The sequence below is a fragment of the Pseudomonas sp. LB3P93 genome (genome assembly GCF_054898025.1).
On the sequence record NZ_CM142713.1, the window covers coordinates 382,237 to 398,745 of the forward strand.

Here is a 16,509-nt window from a genome sequence, read left to right on the forward strand (position 1 = left end):
TTCTGTGCGAAATTTGATTCTTGTTGGACCGATGGGGGCTGGAAAAAGCACCATCGGCCGGTTGCTGGCCAAAGAGCTGCGCCTGCCGTTCAAAGATTCCGATAAGGAAATTGAATTGCGCACGGGCGCCAATATCCCGTGGATTTTCGATAAAGAAGGCGAGCCGGGCTTTCGTGACCGCGAGCAGGCTATGATCGCCGAGCTGTGCGGCTGCGATGGCGTGGTGCTGGCGACCGGTGGCGGCGCGGTGATGCGCGAAGCCAATCGTCGGGCGCTGCACGCCGGCGGTCGGGTGGTCTATCTGCATGCCTCTGTCGAGCAGCAGGTCGGGCGCACGTCCCGCGATCGAAATCGCCCCTTGTTGCGTACCGCCGATCCGGCCAAGACCCTGCGGGATCTGCTGGCGATTCGCGATCCGCTGTATCGGGAAATCGCCGACCTGGTGGTTGAAACCGATGAGCGGCCGCCGCGAATGGTGGTGCTCGATATTCTCGAACGCTTGCAGCAGCTACCTCCCCGTTAAAGCGAGGCGCGAAATGCGCTATCCTCGGCGTCCTGTCACGACCGCTCAAGGTTGTGGCGGATGGCTACCGAACGGCGTCACACCAGCAGACGTCGTGGACATTCGTTAACTCAAGGCAGGACGCCTGATTCCATCTTCACTGTGGGGACACATGCAGACACTCAAGGTCGATCTAGGCGAGCGCAGCTACCCGATTCACATTGGCGAAGGTTTGTTGGATCAGCCTGAGCTGCTGGCTCCGCACATTCGCGGACGGCAAGTGGCGATCATCTCCAACGAGACCGTTGCGCCGCTCTATCTCGAACGTCTGACCCGCAGCCTCGCGCAGTTCTCGGTGATTTCCGTGGTGCTGCCGGACGGCGAAGCTTTCAAGACCTGGGAAACCCTGCAGCTGATTTTCGACGGTCTGCTGACTGCACGCCACGACCGCCGCACTACGGTGATCGCCCTCGGCGGCGGCGTGATTGGTGACATGGCCGGTTTTGCGGCTGCCTGCTATCAGCGCGGTGTCGATTTCATACAGGTCCCGACCACGTTGCTGTCGCAAGTCGACTCCTCGGTGGGCGGCAAGACCGGTATCAACCATCCGCTGGGCAAGAACATGGTCGGCGCCTTTTATCAGCCGAATGTGGTGCTGATCGATACCGCGACCCTTAATACCCTGCCGGCCCGCGAACTCTCTGCGGGGCTGGCGGAAGTCATCAAGTACGGGCTGATCTGCGACGAGCCGTTCCTGACCTGGCTCGAAGAAAACGTTGATCGTCTGCGCGCCCTGGATCAGGTCGCCCTGACCTACGCCATCGAACGCTCCTGCGCGGCCAAGGCTGAGGTCGTCGGTGCCGACGAGAAGGAGACCGGCGTTCGTGCCACGTTGAACCTGGGTCACACCTTCGGTCACGCTATCGAAACCCATATGGGCTATGGTGTCTGGCTTCATGGTGAAGCCGTCGCTGCTGGCACCGTAATGGCTTTGGAAATGTCCACGCGACTGGGCTGGATCAGCGAGCAAGAGCGCGATCGCGGCATTCGTCTGTTTCAGCGTGCCGGCCTGCCGGTCATCCCGCCCGAAGAGATGACCGAAGCCGATTTTCTCGAACACATGGCAATTGACAAGAAAGTGATCGACGGTCGTTTACGCCTGGTGCTGCTGCGCCGCATGGGCGAAGCGGTGGTGACCGACGATTATCCGAAAGAAGTTTTACAGGCCACGCTGGGAGCGGATTACCGCGCCCTGGCTCAGCTTAAAGGTTAATAAGATCCCGATGACTAGTTTGCATGCCGACGAGGCTTTCCTCGGCCATTACCAGTTGAGTCATGACCCTTTTGCTCCACGGGTGCCTGGCTTCAAATTCTTCCCGGCCCAGCGCAAGCCGGTGCTGGGGCAACTGCATCACCTGGCACGCTACAGCCAGTTGCTGCTGGTGGTCACCGGCCCGCAAGGCAGTGGCAAGACCCTGTTGCGCCAGGCCCTGGTGGCCAGCACGAACAAGCAGTCGGTGCAGAGCGTGGTGGTTTCCGCCCGTGGCGCGGGCGATGCTGCCGGCGTACTGCGTCAGGTGGCTCAGGCGCTGAACGTCGCCCAGGCGGAGGTCAACGCGATTCTGGCGCAGGTCGTGCAACTGGCGCTGACCGGGCAGGAAGTCTATTTGCTGGTGGATGACGCCGAACAGCTCGACGAATCCGCGCTGGAGGCCTTGCTGGCCCTGGCCGCTGGCGCACCGGAAGGTCGCCCGCATGTGTTCCTGTTCGGTGAGTCGTCGCTGATTGCGCAACTGGACGCGCTGAGCCTCGAGGAAGAGCGTTTCCACGTCATCGAGTTGCAGCCTTACACCGAAGAAGAAACCCGCGAATATCTGGACCAGCGGCTTGAAGGCGCCGGCCGGGGTATCGAACTTTTCACCGCAGATCAGATCTCTGATATTCACGAAAGCTCCGACGGCTGGCCTGGCACCATCAACCAGGTTGCCCGCGATGCAATGATCGAAGCCATGATTGCCAGCCGCTCAGCGGTCAAGCGTCCAAGTATGGGGTTCAACATGCCGAAGAAACACGTATTGGCGATTTCCGCCGTCGTCGTGGTCGCGGTAGCCGCCGCCTGGTTGATGCCGGGTCGCAGCAAAGCACCGACCACCGGCGCGCCTGCCAACGAACAGGCGCAACTGCCGCTCGGCCAGGGCACGCCACAACCTAACAGCGGCGGCGCGCCTGCCGTGGAATTCGCCGGTAATTCGCAGCCGATGCCATTGCCGCTGGTCGGCAACTCGCAACCGGTCATGCGCGGTCCGCTGGCCGAAGCGGCCGGTGGCATCACCGAAGGCGACGACGGTGTACCGGTCGAAGGTTCCAGCGCTACACCGCCCACCGTGACCACCACCGCGCCGCCTGCGGGCATCCAGCCTGGCCCTGCGCCGACGCCTGCCGCCAAGCCGGTGCCAGCGCCGACTCAGGTCGCCACAGCCAAGCCAGTCCCGACTGCGCCTGCCGTGAAGCCGGCTCCTGCACCAGCGCCAGCCAAGCCAGCCGTCGTGGCCACCGCCAAGCCTGTCGAGAAACCAGCCGCTGCTGCTGCGAAAGGCGCTGGCGGTACCTGGTACGCCGGTCAACCGACGAGCAACTACGTGGTGCAGATCCTCGGCACCAGCTCCGAAGCGACCGCGCAGACCTTCGTGAAAGAGCAGGGCGGCGAGTACCGTTATTTCAAGAAAGTCCTCAACGGCAAGCCGCTTTACGTCATCACCTACGGTAACTTCGCCAACCGCGATGCAGCCCTTACCGCCATCAAGGCCTTGCCAGCGAAGGTTCAGGCTGGTAAACCTTGGCCTCGCACTGTCGCCAGCGTCCAACAGGAACTGGCAACAACTCGCTGAAGATTCGGCGGCCTTACCCAGGCCGCCTCTCCAAGCACCTCAAAATTTCTGCAAGTGCATGCCGCCTCTCCAGGCCGCGTGCCTTGTGGTGTCTGCGTTACAGTAGTCTTTGAGTCGTTGCGGTCAAAATTAAAAAAGTTTTGACTAGCACAGCAGATCGCTTTAAACCTTTCACAAATGCGACATAGATTTGCGACAGTTCGTCGTCAAATTTGTGGGCCTCTGTGACGCTGTGTACAATGACCACCCTTTTGCCCCCGCTAAGCCGGCGTACGTTCGGCGCGGATCGCAAGTGGTTGAATTGAAAAGAAATTTGCCTCGGAAAGAGGCAGCCTGGTGAGAAAGTGTCTATGAAAGCAGGTCTGTACCAACCAGATGAATTCAAGGATAACTGCGGTTTCGGCCTGATAGCCCATATGCAGGGCGAGCCCAGTCATACCCTTTTGCAAACGGCCATCGAGGCCCTGACCTGCATGACCCACCGCGGTGGGATCAACGCCGACGGCAAGACCGGTGACGGTTGCGGTCTGCTGATTCAAAAGCCGGATGTATTCCTGCGAGCCATCGCCCAGGAAACCTTCGGCGTCGAATTGCCCAAGCAATATGCTGTGGGCATGGTCTTCTTCAATCAGGACCCGGTCAAAGCCGAAGCCGCTCGCGAGAACATGAACCGCGAGATCCTCGCTGCTGGCCTGACCCTCGTCGGCTGGCGCAAAGTGCCAATCGACACCAGCGTCCTCGGCCGTCTGGCCCTGGAGCGTCTGCCGCAGATCGAACAGGTATACATCGGCGGTGAAGGCCTGAGCGATCAGGACATGGCGATCAAGCTGTTCACCTCCCGTCGTCGCTCGTCCGTGGCCAACGCCGCCGACGCCGATCACTACATCTGCAGCTTTTCGCACAAGACCATCATTTATAAAGGCCTGATGATGCCGGCGGATCTCACCGCCTTCTATCCAGACCTCAGCGACCAGCGCCTGCAAACCTCGATTTGCGTGTTCCACCAGCGCTTCTCCACCAACACCCTGCCGAAATGGCCGCTGGCTCAGCCTTTCCGCTTCCTCGCCCACAACGGCGAGATCAACACCATCACCGGCAACCGCAACTGGGCCGTGGCCCGTCGCACCAAGTTCACCAATGATCTGATGGACCTGGAAGAACTCGGCCCGCTGGTCAACCGCGTCGGTTCCGACTCCTCCAGCATGGACAACATGCTTGAGCTGATGGTCACCGGTGGCATCGACCTGTTCCGTGGCGTGCGGATGATCATTCCGCCTGCGTGGCAGAACGTCGAAACCATGGACCCGGATCTGCGGGCGTTCTACGAATACAACTCGATGCACATGGAGCCGTGGGACGGCCCGGCCGGCGTGGTAATGACCGACGGTCGTTACGCGGTGTGCCTGCTCGACCGTAACGGTCTGCGTCCGGCGCGTTGGGTCACCACCAAAAACGGTTTTATCACCCTGGCCTCGGAAATCGGTGTCTGGAACTACCAGCCTGAAGACGTGATCGCCAAGGGCCGCGTGGGTCCGGGTCAGATCTTTGCCGTGGACACCGAAACCGGTCAGATCCTCGACACCGATGCCATCGACAACCGCTTGAAGTCCCGTCATCCGTACAAGCAATGGCTGCGCAAGAACGCCCTGCGCATCCAGGCGACCATGGAAGACAACGACCACGGTTCGGCTTTCTACGACGTCGATCAGCTCAAGCAGTACATGAAGATGTACCAGGTCACGTTCGAAGAGCGTGATCAGGTGCTGCGTCCGCTCGGCGAGCAAGGCTACGAAGCCGTCGGCTCGATGGGCGACGATACGCCGATGGCCGTGCTGTCCCAGCGCGTGCGCACGCCGTACGATTATTTCCGCCAGCAGTTCGCGCAGGTCACCAACCCGCCGATCGACCCGCTGCGTGAAGCCATCGTCATGTCGCTGGAGATCTGCCTCGGTGCCGAGCGCAACATCTTCCAGGAGTCGCCGGAACACGCCTCGCGCGTGATCCTCAGCTCGCCGGTCATTTCCCCGGCCAAGTGGCGCTCGCTGATGAACCTCGATCGCCCGGGCTTCGAGCGCGCGATCATCGACCTCAACTACGACGAAAGCGTCGGCCTCGAAGCGGCCATCCGCAACGTCGCCGATCAGGCTGAAGAAGCCGTGCGCTCCGGTCGCACCCAGGTTGTGCTGAGTGACCGTCACATTGCCCCGGGCAAGTTGCCGATCCACGCTTCGCTCGCGACCGGCGCGGTGCACCATCGCCTGACCGAGAAAGGCCTGCGTTGCGATTCCAACATCCTCGTGGAAACCGCCACCGCTCGCGACCCGCATCACTTTGCGGTGCTGATCGGTTTCGGCGCCTCGGCGGTCTATCCGTTCCTGGCCTACGAAGTGCTGGGCGACCTGATCCGTACCGGTGAAGTGCTGGGCGACCTCTATGAGGTGTTCAAGAACTACCGCAAAGGCATCACCAAAGGTCTGTTGAAGATCCTGTCGAAGATGGGCATCTCGACCATCACCTCGTACCGCGGTGCGCAGCTGTTCGAGGCCATCGGCCTGTCCGAAGAAGTCTGCGAGCTGAGCTTCCGTGGTGTACCGAGCCGCATCAAGGGTGCGCGTTTCGTCGACATCGAAGCCGAGCAGAAAGCCCTGGCCGCCGAAGCCTGGAGCCCGCGCAAGCCAATCCAGCAGGGCGGTTTGCTGAAGTTCGTCCACGGTGGCGAATATCACGCTTACAACCCGGACGTGGTCAACACCCTGCAAGCCGCTGTGCAGCAGGGCGACTACGGCAAGTTCAAGGAATACACGGCGCTGGTGGACAACCGTCCGGTGTCGATGATCCGCGATCTGTTCAAGGTGAAAACCCTGGACACGCCGCTGGACATCAGCGAGATCGAACCGCTGGAATCGGTGCTCAAGCGCTTCGATTCCGCAGGCATCTCCCTTGGCGCCCTGTCGCCGGAAGCTCACGAAGCCCTGGCTGAAGCCATGAACCGCCTCGGTGCGCGTTCCAACTCCGGCGAAGGCGGCGAAGACCCGGCGCGTTACGGCACGATCAAGAGCTCGAAAATCAAGCAAGTCGCGACGGGCCGTTTCGGGGTGACCCCGGAATACCTGGTCAACGCTGAAGTGCTGCAGATCAAAGTCGCTCAGGGCGCCAAGCCCGGCGAAGGTGGTCAACTGCCAGGTGGCAAGGTCAACGGTCTGATCGCCAAGCTGCGTTACGCAGTGCCGGGCGTGACCCTGATCTCGCCTCCACCGCACCACGACATCTACTCGATTGAAGACTTGTCGCAGCTGATCTTCGACCTGAAACAAGTCAACCCGAAGGCCTTGGTCTCGGTGAAGCTGGTAGCAGAAGCAGGCGTCGGCACCATCGCTGCCGGTGTGGCCAAGGCCTATGCGGACTTGATCACCATCTCCGGCTACGACGGCGGCACCGGCGCATCACCGCTGACCTCGATCAAATACGCGGGCGCTCCGTGGGAACTCGGCCTGGCCGAAACCCACCAGACCCTGCGCGGCAACGACCTGCGCGGCAAAGTTCGGGTACAAACCGACGGCGGCCTGAAAACCGGCCTCGACGTGATCAAGGCTGCGATCCTCGGCGCTGAAAGCTTCGGCTTCGGCACCGCGCCAATGATCGCCCTGGGCTGCAAATACCTGCGCATCTGCCACCTGAACAACTGCGCCACCGGCGTCGCGACTCAGAACGAGAAGCTGCGCAAGGATCACTACATCGGGACCGTCGACATGGTGGTGAATTTCTTCACCTACGTCGCCGAAGAAACCCGTGAGTGGCTGGCCAAGCTGGGCGTGCGCTCCCTCGAAGAGCTGATCGGCCGTACCGATCTGCTGGACATCCTCGAAGGCCAGACCGCCAAGCAGAATCACCTGGACCTGACCCCGTTGCTCGGCAGCGATCACATCCCGGCAGACAAGCCTCAGTTCTGCCAGGTTGAGCGCAACCCGCCGTTCGACAAAGGCCTGCTGGCCGAGAAAATGGTCGACATGGCCACATCGGCCATCAACGACATGAGCGGCGCCGATTTCGCCCTGGATATCTGCAACTGCGACCGTTCAATCGGCGCGCGGATCTCCGGTGAAATCGCTCGCAAGCATGGCAACCAAGGCATGGCGAATGCGCCGATCACCTTCCGCTTCAAAGGGACGGCCGGTCAGAGCTTCGGCGTGTGGAACGCCGGCGGCCTGAACATGTACCTGGAAGGCGACGCCAACGACTACGTCGGCAAAGGCATGACCGGCGGCAAGCTGGTCATCGTTCCGCCGAAGGGCAGCGTCTACAAGACTCAGGACAGTGCAATTATCGGCAACACCTGCCTGTACGGCGCCACCGGCGGCAAGCTGTTCGCCGCCGGTACCGCGGGCGAGCGTTTTGCCGTGCGTAACTCCGGTGCCCACACGGTTGTGGAAGGCACTGGCGATCACTGCTGCGAGTACATGACCGGTGGTTTCGTCTGCGTCCTGGGCAAGACCGGTTACAACTTCGGCTCAGGCATGACCGGCGGTTTCGCCTACGTGCTTGACCAGGACAACAGCTTCGTTGACCGGGTCAACCACGAACTGGTGGAAATCCAGCGGATCAGCGGTGAGGCGATGGAAGCCTATCGCAGCCACTTGCAACGCGTGCTGAACGAATACGTCGAGGAAACCGACAGCGAATGGGGCCGTAACCTCGCTGAAAACCTCGACGACTATCTGCGTCGTTTCTGGCTGGTCAAGCCCAAGGCTGCCAACCTGAAATCGTTGCTTTCCAGCACCCGTGCCAACCCGCAGTGATATGCGCCTGAAGAGTTTGATGAGGTTTTAACAATGGCTGAACGTCTGAATAACGACTTCCAGTTCATCGACGTCGGGCGCAAAGATCCGAAGAAGAAACTGTTGCGTCAACGCAAGAAAGAGTTCGTGGAGATCTACGAACCCTTCAAACCCCAGCACTCGGCCGATCAGGCCCACCGCTGCCTGGGGTGCGGTAACCCGTATTGCGAATGGAAGTGCCCGGTGCACAACTTCATTCCGAACTGGCTGAAACTGGTGGCCGAGGGCAACATCCTCCAGGCTGCCGAGTTGTCGCACCAGACCAACACCCTGCCGGAAGTGTGCGGCCGGGTGTGCCCGCAGGATCGTCTGTGCGAGGGTGCCTGCACCCTCAACGACGGCTTTGGCGCAGTGACCATCGGTTCGGTCGAGAAGTACATCACCGACACCGCGTTCGCCATGGGCTGGCGCCCGGACATGTCCAAGGTCATACCGACTGGCAAGCGTGTTGCGATCATCGGCGCGGGCCCTGCTGGCCTGGGCTGTGCCGACGTGCTGGTACGTGGCGGCGTGACTCCGGTGGTGTTCGACAAGAACCCGGAAATCGGTGGTCTGCTGACCTTCGGCATCCCGGAGTTCAAGCTGGAAAAGACCGTGCTGAGCAATCGTCGCGAAGTCTTCACCGGCATGGGCATCGAGTTCCGCCTGAACACCGAAGTGGGCCAGGACGTGACCATCGAGCAACTGCTCGAAGAATACGATGCCGTGTTCATGGGCATGGGCACCTACACCTACATGAAGGGCGGATTTGCCGGTGAGGACCTGCCGGGCGTGCATGACGCGCTGGACTTCCTGATTGCCAACGTCAACCGCAACCTGGGCTTTGAAAAGTCGCCGGAAGATTTCGTCGACATGAAAGGCAAGAAGGTCGTGGTCCTGGGTGGCGGCGACACGGCGATGGACTGCAACCGTACGTCGATCCGCCAGGGCGCCAAGTCGGTGACCTGTGCCTATCGTCGTGACGAAGCGAACATGCCGGGCTCGCGCAAAGAGGTGAAGAACGCCAAGGAAGAAGGCGTGAAATTCCTCTACAACCGCCAGCCGATCGCCATCGTGGGTGAAGACAAGGTCGAAGGTGTGAAGGTGGTCGAGACCCGTCTCGGCGAACCGGACGCCCGTGGCCGTCGCAGCCCCGAGCCGATCCCGGGTTCCGAAGAGATCATCCCGGCCGACGCCGTGGTCATCGCGTTCGGTTTCCGCCCGAGCCCGGCGTCGTGGTTCGAACAGTTCAGCATCCAGACCGACAGCCAGGGCCGCGTAGTTGCGCCTGAACAAGGTCAGTTCAAGCACCAGACCAGCAATCCGAAAATCTTCGCCGGTGGCGATATGGTTCGCGGTTCTGACCTGGTGGTGACGGCGATCTTCGAAGGCCGCAATGCTGCCGAAGGGATCCTGGATTACCTGGGCGTGTAACCCGCGCTCAACTGACTGCAATGCAATACCTGTGGGAGCTGGCCTGTCGGATCGCCGCATCGCAGCGATAGCATCACCTCGGTCTACCTGACCAACCGAGGTGCCTGCATCGCCGGCAAGCCAGCTCCCACAATGTTTTGTGGTGCTGCAAAAATGCGACAAATTGACCCGATAGACAAAAGGCTGACCTGCAACCGTGCCTTTTGCGTCGCGCTCTGAGAAAATGCCCGCACTTTTTTTCCGGATGCCGACATGACTGCCCTGAAGAACGACCGTTTCCTTCGCGCCCTGCTCAAGCAACCCGTAGACGTCACCCCTGTGTGGATGATGCGTCAGGCCGGTCGCTACCTGCCGGAATACCGTGCCAGCCGTGCCAAGGCCGGCGACTTCATGAGCCTGTGCATGAACCCGGAGTTCGCTTGCGAAGTCACGATGCAGCCGCTCGACCGCTATCCACAACTGGACGCGGCTATCCTGTTCTCCGACATCCTGACCATCCCGGATGCCATGGGCCAAGGCCTGTACTTCGAAACCGGTGAAGGTCCGCGCTTCAAGAAGGTCGTCAGCACGATGGCCGACATCGAAGCCCTGCCGATTCCAGATCCGCACAAAGACCTCGGCTATGTCATGGACGCGGTCAGCACCATCCGCCGCGAACTGAACGGTCGCGTGCCGCTGATCGGCTTCGCCGGCAGCCCATGGACCCTGGCCACCTACATGGTCGAAGGCGGCTCGTCGAAAGACTACCGCAAGACCAAAACCATGCTCTACGACAACCCGCAAGCCTTGCACCTGCTGCTGGACAAGCTCGCGCAGACGGTCACAAGCTACCTCAACGGCCAGATCATGGCCGGGGCGCAAGCGGTGCAGATCTTCGATAGTTGGGGCGGCAGCCTTTCGGCGGCGGCGTACCAGGAATTCTCCCTGGCCTACATGAAAAAAATCGTCAGCGGCCTGATCCGCGAGCACGAAGGCCGCAAAGTACCGGTCATCCTGTTCACCAAGAACGGCGGCCTGTGGCTGGAAAGCATCGCCGACGCCGGCGCCGATGCCCTCGGCCTGGACTGGACCTGCGACATCGGCAGCGCCCGTGATCGCGTCGGCAACAAAGTCGCCCTGCAAGGCAACATGGACCCGACCGTGCTTTACGCCAAGCCAGAAGCCATTCGCACCGAAGTCGGCCGGATCCTCGCCAGCTACGGCAAGGGCAGCGGCCACGTGTTCAACCTCGGCCATGGCATCACGCCGGAAGTTGATCCGGAACATGCGGGCGCGTTCCTGCGTGCGGTACATGAGCTGTCGGCGCAATACCACGAGTAATACCTTTTCTTGATGGCTGCCCGTGCGAAGGCCGGGTGGCAATCACGATTAGAATTTTTCTGATTGTTTCTCGCGGGATTAAGTACTGTTGTTTAAGTTACCGTAGTTGGTTGTTTTCTTCTTGGTTTGCTATTTTTAAAGTTGAAAGTTGTAGTTGCTTACATTGTGCAGTATTTGCTAATAAGTGCTCGTCTTGACGGTCTGTCTATAACTAACTTTAATCGTGCCTCTAATTCAACTTTGGTGGGCGTGATGACAAGCAATGGTTATTCGCGAGTGCAAGTAGTGCTGCACTGGCTTTCAGCAGCAGTGATTTTATGGGCGTTATTGTCTGGTTTCTATGTTTCAGTAGTTGAAGTGACGCCACAAACAAAGGATTGGGTAGGCTTCGTCAACGTATCTGTGACCGCACTATTCATCCCGGTGTTCGCTTTAAGGTTGTATCTGGTTTTCATGTCATGCGCCGATGACGCACGCAACAAAACACTGATGGATCACGTGGCGTGCCTGATGCACAAAGCTATTTATCTAGTCACCGGGGTTGTACTAATTACCGGGGTATTGATGATGGATCGCGACATTAATGTGTTCAACTTGTTTTTAGTGCCGCAGCCCTTGGAAAGTCCAGTCTGGATTGACAGGTTTTTTGCTGTCCATGTCTGGACGTGCGGGCTGTTGTTGATACTGGTGGCATTGCACATCTCAGCCGTTATCAAACACGAACTCTGCGGACGCCGAGTCCTGAAACGTATGACTTTCTGACTCAGGCGGGTTGATTGCCCGGCAGGGTCGGTAGCTTCGCCAGTTTTAACGCCACCAGTAGCGCAATTACCAGCAGCGCAGCGATGAATATCCCGATACCGTTCCAACCGCCCATGTGCCAGAACACCCCGCCCGCCGTACCGGCGATGCTCGACCCGGCGTAGTAGCTGAACAGGTACAGCGAAGACGCTTGCCCCTTGGCCTTGACCGCCCGACGACCGATCCAGCTGCTGGCCACCGAATGCGCGCCAAAGAAGCCGAACGTGAAGATCAACATGCCGATAATCACCACCGGCAGGGGCGTGAACATGGTCAGGGCAAGGCCGGCGAGCATCAACACAATCGTCGCCCAAAGCACTTTGCGTCGGCCCAGCTTGTCGGCCAAAGAGCCGATTTTTGCCGAGCTATAGATGCCTGACAGGTACACCACCGACAGCAGGCCGACGAACACCTGATCCATGTGATACGGCTCGGCCAGCAAGCGATAACCGATGTAGTTGAACAGCGTGACGAACGCGCCCATCAGCACAAAGGCTTCAAGGAACAGCAGCGGCAGACCGGCGTCGCGAAAGTGCATGGTGAAGCCGTCGAGCAAGCTGCGCGGGTGCAGCGAGCGAGCGCGGAAGTTGCGTGATTCGGGGAGGATTCTCCAGAACACCGTGGCGGCGATCAGCGCCAGGCCGCCAATCACCAGCATCGCCGTGTGCCAGCTGACGAAGTCGATCAATACGCCAGTGATCAAGCGGCCGCTCATCCCGCCAATCGCGTTGCCACCGATGTACAAACCCATTGCCAGGCCGATGTGCTGCGGGTGGATCTCTTCGCTCAGGTAGGTCATGGCAACCGCCGCCAGGCCGCTCAACGACAAGCCAATCAACGCGCGCATCACCAGCACACCTTGCCAGCTCGGCATCATCGCGCTGGCCATGGTGCACAGCGCGGCAGCGAACAAGGCCGCCACCATCACCGGTTTGCGTCCGACACGGTCGGAGATCGGGCCGGTGATCAGCAGGCCGATGGCGAGCATCCCGGTGGCCACCGACAGGATCAGGCTGCTCTGCGCCGCGTTGATCGAGTACTCGTGGGACAGCAGCGGCATCATCGGCTGTACGCAGTAGAGCAGGGCGAAGGTCGCGAAGCCGCCGGAGAACAGCGCCAATACCGTGCGTATGAACATCGGCGTGCCTTTTTCGATGTAGATCTCTTTCAATTCGGCGACAACATCGTCCACCGCAGCGGGCGAAATTTCATGGGCAAGGGGGGCGACAGCAGTTTTCACTTCAGACCTCGGAGGGCGCAGCCGGTCAGGCAATGAAAAAAGCATATAGCTGCCTAATGATTCAATCCAATATATTGTTCGACCTGTTTGATAGGTTTAACGACCTAATGGAGTTTTCATGGAATTGCGTCACCTGCGCTACTTCATCGCTGTCGCCGAAGAACTGCACTTCGGCCGCGCCGCTCAGGTACTGGGCATCTCGCAACCGCCGCTGAGCCAGCAGATTCAGGCGCTGGAGCAAGAGGTTGGTGCACGACTGTTCGAGCGCACCAATCGTCGGGTCGAACTCAGCGAAGCAGGTCGGCTGTTTCTGGAAGAGGCGCGTCTGGTGCTGGCGCAGGTCGACAAAGCGGCGGATGTGGCTCGGCGTGCGCAGCTGGGTGAGTTGGGTGAGCTGAAGATCGGTTTCACCTCGTCGGCACCTTTCAACTCGACCATTCCCCAGGCGATTTTTTCGTTCCGCCAGCGCTTTCCGGCGGTGCATTTAAATCTGCGGGAAATGAGCAGCACCCAAGTGGCCGAAGCGCTGGTCGATGAGTCGATTGAGGTCGGCATCATGCGACCGCTCGGATTGCCGGATTCTCTCAGTGTCGTGGAGCTGATGCGCGAGCCGTTGGTAGCGGTGCTCAGCTCCAAACATCCGCTGGTCAACGGCAGTGAAGAAGGGTTGTTCCTGTCAGCATTGGCCCTCGAACCGTTCGTATTTTTCCCACGCAGTTATGGCAGTGGTCTGTACGCACAGTTGCTCAGCCTGGCTCGGGATGCCGGTTTCAGCCCGCACTTTGCACAAGAAGCGGGCGAGGCGATGACGATTATCGGGTTGGTGGCGGCGGGGTTAGGTGTGTCGGTGTTGCCAGCGTCCTATCAGCGGATGCGCATTGACGGCGTGGTGTATCGACCGCTGCTCGATCCGGCAGCGGTATCGGCGGTGTGGCTGGTGCAGCGCAAGGATCAGAAATCGCCGATGGCCAAGGCGTTTGTGGAGTTGTTGACGAGGAAGGTTGAGCCGTTGAAGTCGTGACTGTTTTGCGATCATAAAATTTCAGCTGATTAAAATTCTTGGTTGAGCAGGTGTGGCTCAAGAGCTACACTCGCTGCATGACCGAGATCCTTCGAAGCTCAACATTTTCTGGCTGGCTATTGAAGCTGGCCGACAGCCGCGCCAGGATGCGTATTCAGGTGCGAATCGATCGTATGGCTGATGGGCAATTTGGTGATGTCAAAGCCATCGGGGAAGGGTTGAGTGAAATCCGCATCGATTACGGCCCCGGTTATCGGGTCTACTTCATGCAGCAAGGTCGTCAGTTAGTCATCCTCCTTTGCGGAGGTGACAAAAGCAGCCAAACACGTGACATCAAACAGGCCAGGCTCATTGCAAAATCCTGGCAGGAGCAAAACCCATGACCGAACAATTCACTCGCTGGGACTCTGCCGAGTACCTCAAGACCGAAGAGGACATGGCCAATTATCTTGACGCTAGCATGGAAGAAGCGGGAGATGATCCAGCCTTTATCGCCAGAGCACTTGGTACTATTGCGCGTGCTCGGGGCATGACCCAGGTCGCACGGGATGCGGGGCTCTCTCGGGAAAGCCTTTACCGTGCACTTTCGGGTGAAGGCAACCCGGAGTTCGGTACCATTCTTAAAGTTATGAAGGCTTTAGGGCTGAAGTTACACGCCAGTACATGAGTCAAACCAAAAGAAAAAAAGAAGACTCATGGTGTCTTAAACAGTACTCTCCCCGTTCCCGAAAGGGGCTTGTGAGACTCTGAGGATCCTGGGCAACCAGCCATCGCAGAGCCAGGCAGGTACAGGGCGATGACAAGCCGACCTGTTTGTGAAGGGGCGCCGAAAGGCGCCCTTTGTCGTTCTCGGGGTGCCAGCCTCAGTCGACGTGTACCAGATCCCCGCGCAACGCCACCCCGGACACCACCGCCTTCAGCGCCTCCAGCCCAGGTCTCTCCCCGTCGTCACTGCACTGGTAGTTCCCGGTGTCCTGGCTCAAGTCGCGTTTGTGGATGCCCGTAATGTTGAACACGGCATTGGCGCCGGCCTTTTTGGCCTTGCTCTGCAAGGTCGCCAAGGTTGATTGCAATGCCCAGTAGCAGGCGTCTTCAGCGGATTTGTCTTCGTCGTCGGTCTTTCGGCTGCTGCTCACCGCATTCAGCTTGCGCACCTGCGTCGGCAACGCTTCTCCCGCCAGGTAGAACTTGACGCTGCCGTCCAGCAGACCGACTTCCGTGGCGCGCCTCACGCCTTCCTGGAAGTCCTGGTAGGAGGGTTCATAGGCGCCTTGCGATGCGAAGACCTGATCCACGTCCGGGTCAGAGGACAGTTGCTTGACCACGTCGTCACGCAGGTAGCTGATCCAGCGGTTATAGGTGTCGTGGATCCTGCCGTCCTTGAAGTCCAGCTCCCGGCTGTCGCGATAGTCCATTTCAAACGAGGTGGGTGTGTAAGGGATGTCGATTTCGGCATGGTGCCTGTTGCGCACGGTAATGGCCGCTTTGATCATGCCCGGTCGCGCCGATTGCACGACCCACTGGCGCTCAATCAGCGCGGTGACGATGGCGCGACTCATCCGGTCGTTGGTCAGGCCCTTGTCGCTGGAGAAGTTTTCCTTGGCGGTGTACACCGGCTTGCTGGTGCAGCCGCTCAGCGCAACGGCCAGGGTGAGCATTGCGCCGATGCGCTGAAACCGAGTCATTCCCTTCACTCCAAACATCTTCCAGATCAGTGCCAGCGACGGAAAATCAACGAGGTGTTGACGCCACCCAAAGCGAATTTGTTGTTCATCACGTGTTCATTGCGCATTTTGCCCGAACTCGTCAGCGCGTTCGGCCGAGTAGCAGTCGTAAAACTTTGGTTTACGGTCCATCTGAAACACCACATTGTCTGACTTTACGACTGCTTCGCAGCCTGACCCTGTCGGAGCCTGCGATCTTTTGATCTTCCCTTTAGAGAATCAAAGTCAAAAGATCGCTGCCTTCGGCAACTCCTACAGAGAATGCGTTGTGCATTCCGGTCTGGGTCTGGCTGACAGTTCTTACTGAACCTTCACCAAATCCCCTTTCAACGCAACACCCGCCATGATCGCCCCAGCGTGGCATTCATAGTTCTTGGCGTCTTTACGCTCATTGCTCTTGTAGAAGCTGACAATGTTGGTCACCGCATTAGCCCCGGCGCTTTTGGCCGCTTGGAACAAGCTGATGATTGCCGATTGCGCGACCCACTCGCAGGCGACTTCGTCGGTCTTGTTGAAGGCGTTGGTTTTCTTGTTGGTCACGGAACCGGTGCTGAGGACGGTGATGTTGCCGGCCGGGTTGTTGCCGGCCAGGTAGAACTTCACGCTGCCATCGATCTTGCCGGTGCGGGTGGCTTCGGCGACAGCTTTGTCGAGGGGCAGGTACACCGGGGTGTCGCGGGCCTGGCTGACGGCCGGGAGGGAGCAGATCAGCAGGATGGCGGCGGCAGCGAGTTTCTTGAAGTGCATGGAGGTCTCCTTGACCCG

At 59.5% G+C, this 16,509-nt stretch carries 13 protein-coding genes; 10 read left to right on the forward strand and 3 right to left on the reverse strand.

Translation table 11 applies throughout. The annotated features are described in order from the left end of the window. The first annotated feature begins 4 nt into the window (after positions 1 to 4). From aroK to ACYZT8_RS01750, 7 genes are all read left to right on the forward strand, one after another. Complete coding sequence (gene aroK / locus ACYZT8_RS01720) at positions 5 to 523, forward strand: shikimate kinase AroK (RefSeq protein ID WP_010464421.1); 519 nt, start codon at positions 5 to 7, stop codon at positions 521 to 523. 151 nt (positions 524 to 674) lie between these two features. After that, the gene (gene aroB, locus ACYZT8_RS01725; protein WP_461978722.1) at positions 675 to 1,775 is read left to right on the forward strand and encodes a 3-dehydroquinate synthase; all 1,101 of its coding nucleotides are present in this window, start codon (positions 675 to 677) and stop codon (positions 1,773 to 1,775) included. A 10-nt stretch (positions 1,776 to 1,785) separates the two neighbouring features. Beyond that, positions 1,786 to 3,390: an AAA family ATPase gene (locus tag ACYZT8_RS01730; RefSeq protein WP_461978724.1), complete on the forward strand. Its 1,605-nt coding sequence runs from the start codon at positions 1,786 to 1,788 to the stop codon at positions 3,388 to 3,390. Between the two features lie 350 nt (positions 3,391 to 3,740). Then, the gene (gene gltB, locus ACYZT8_RS01735) at positions 3,741 to 8,186 is read left to right on the forward strand and encodes a glutamate synthase large subunit (RefSeq protein WP_461978726.1); all 4,446 of its coding nucleotides are present in this window, start codon (positions 3,741 to 3,743) and stop codon (positions 8,184 to 8,186) included. Positions 8,187 to 8,219: 33 nt separating this feature from the next. Beyond that, a complete protein-coding gene (locus ACYZT8_RS01740; protein ID WP_461978728.1) occupies positions 8,220 to 9,638 on the forward strand; it encodes an FAD-dependent oxidoreductase in 1,419 nt (472 codons plus the stop codon). Between the two features lie 252 nt (positions 9,639 to 9,890). After that, complete coding sequence (hemE, locus tag ACYZT8_RS01745) at positions 9,891 to 10,958, forward strand: uroporphyrinogen decarboxylase (RefSeq protein ID WP_461978730.1); 1,068 nt, start codon at positions 9,891 to 9,893, stop codon at positions 10,956 to 10,958. A gap of 276 nt (positions 10,959 to 11,234) precedes the next feature. Next, a complete protein-coding gene (locus tag ACYZT8_RS01750; protein ID WP_461978732.1) occupies positions 11,235 to 11,720 on the forward strand; it encodes a cytochrome b in 486 nt (161 codons plus the stop codon). Between the two features lies 1 nt (position 11,721). On the opposite strand, the gene ACYZT8_RS01755 is transcribed toward ACYZT8_RS01750, so the two are convergent. Continuing rightward, entirely contained in the window at positions 11,722 to 12,966 is a 1,245-nt protein-coding gene (locus ACYZT8_RS01755; protein WP_461982344.1) for an MFS transporter, read from the reverse strand. Positions 12,967 to 13,117: 151 nt separating this feature from the next. On the opposite strand from ACYZT8_RS01755, the gene ACYZT8_RS01760 reads away from it, so the two are divergent. From ACYZT8_RS01760 to ACYZT8_RS01770, 3 genes are all read left to right on the forward strand, one after another. After that, positions 13,118 to 14,020 (forward strand): LysR family transcriptional regulator, encoded by a 903-nt coding sequence (locus ACYZT8_RS01760; RefSeq protein ID WP_461978734.1) that lies wholly within the window; start codon positions 13,118 to 13,120, stop codon positions 14,018 to 14,020. A gap of 77 nt (positions 14,021 to 14,097) precedes the next feature. After that, positions 14,098 to 14,403 (forward strand): type II toxin-antitoxin system RelE/ParE family toxin, encoded by a 306-nt coding sequence (locus ACYZT8_RS01765; protein ID WP_461978736.1) that lies wholly within the window; start codon positions 14,098 to 14,100, stop codon positions 14,401 to 14,403. Next, positions 14,400 to 14,687: an addiction module antidote protein gene (locus tag ACYZT8_RS01770; protein WP_131061443.1), complete on the forward strand. Its 288-nt coding sequence runs from the start codon at positions 14,400 to 14,402 to the stop codon at positions 14,685 to 14,687. Before ACYZT8_RS01765 ends, ACYZT8_RS01770 begins: the two co-directional genes overlap by 4 nt. A gap of 196 nt (positions 14,688 to 14,883) precedes the next feature. Here ACYZT8_RS01770 and ACYZT8_RS01775 read toward each other — a convergent pair whose 3' ends face one another. Both ACYZT8_RS01775 and ACYZT8_RS01780 read right to left on the reverse strand, forming a co-directional pair. Then, entirely contained in the window at positions 14,884 to 15,705 is an 822-nt protein-coding gene (locus ACYZT8_RS01775; protein WP_461978739.1) for a hypothetical protein, read from the reverse strand. Positions 15,706 to 16,044: 339 nt separating this feature from the next. Next, entirely contained in the window at positions 16,045 to 16,491 is a 447-nt protein-coding gene (locus ACYZT8_RS01780; RefSeq protein ID WP_461978741.1) for an excinuclease, read from the reverse strand. Positions 16,492 to 16,509 lie beyond the last annotated feature (18 nt).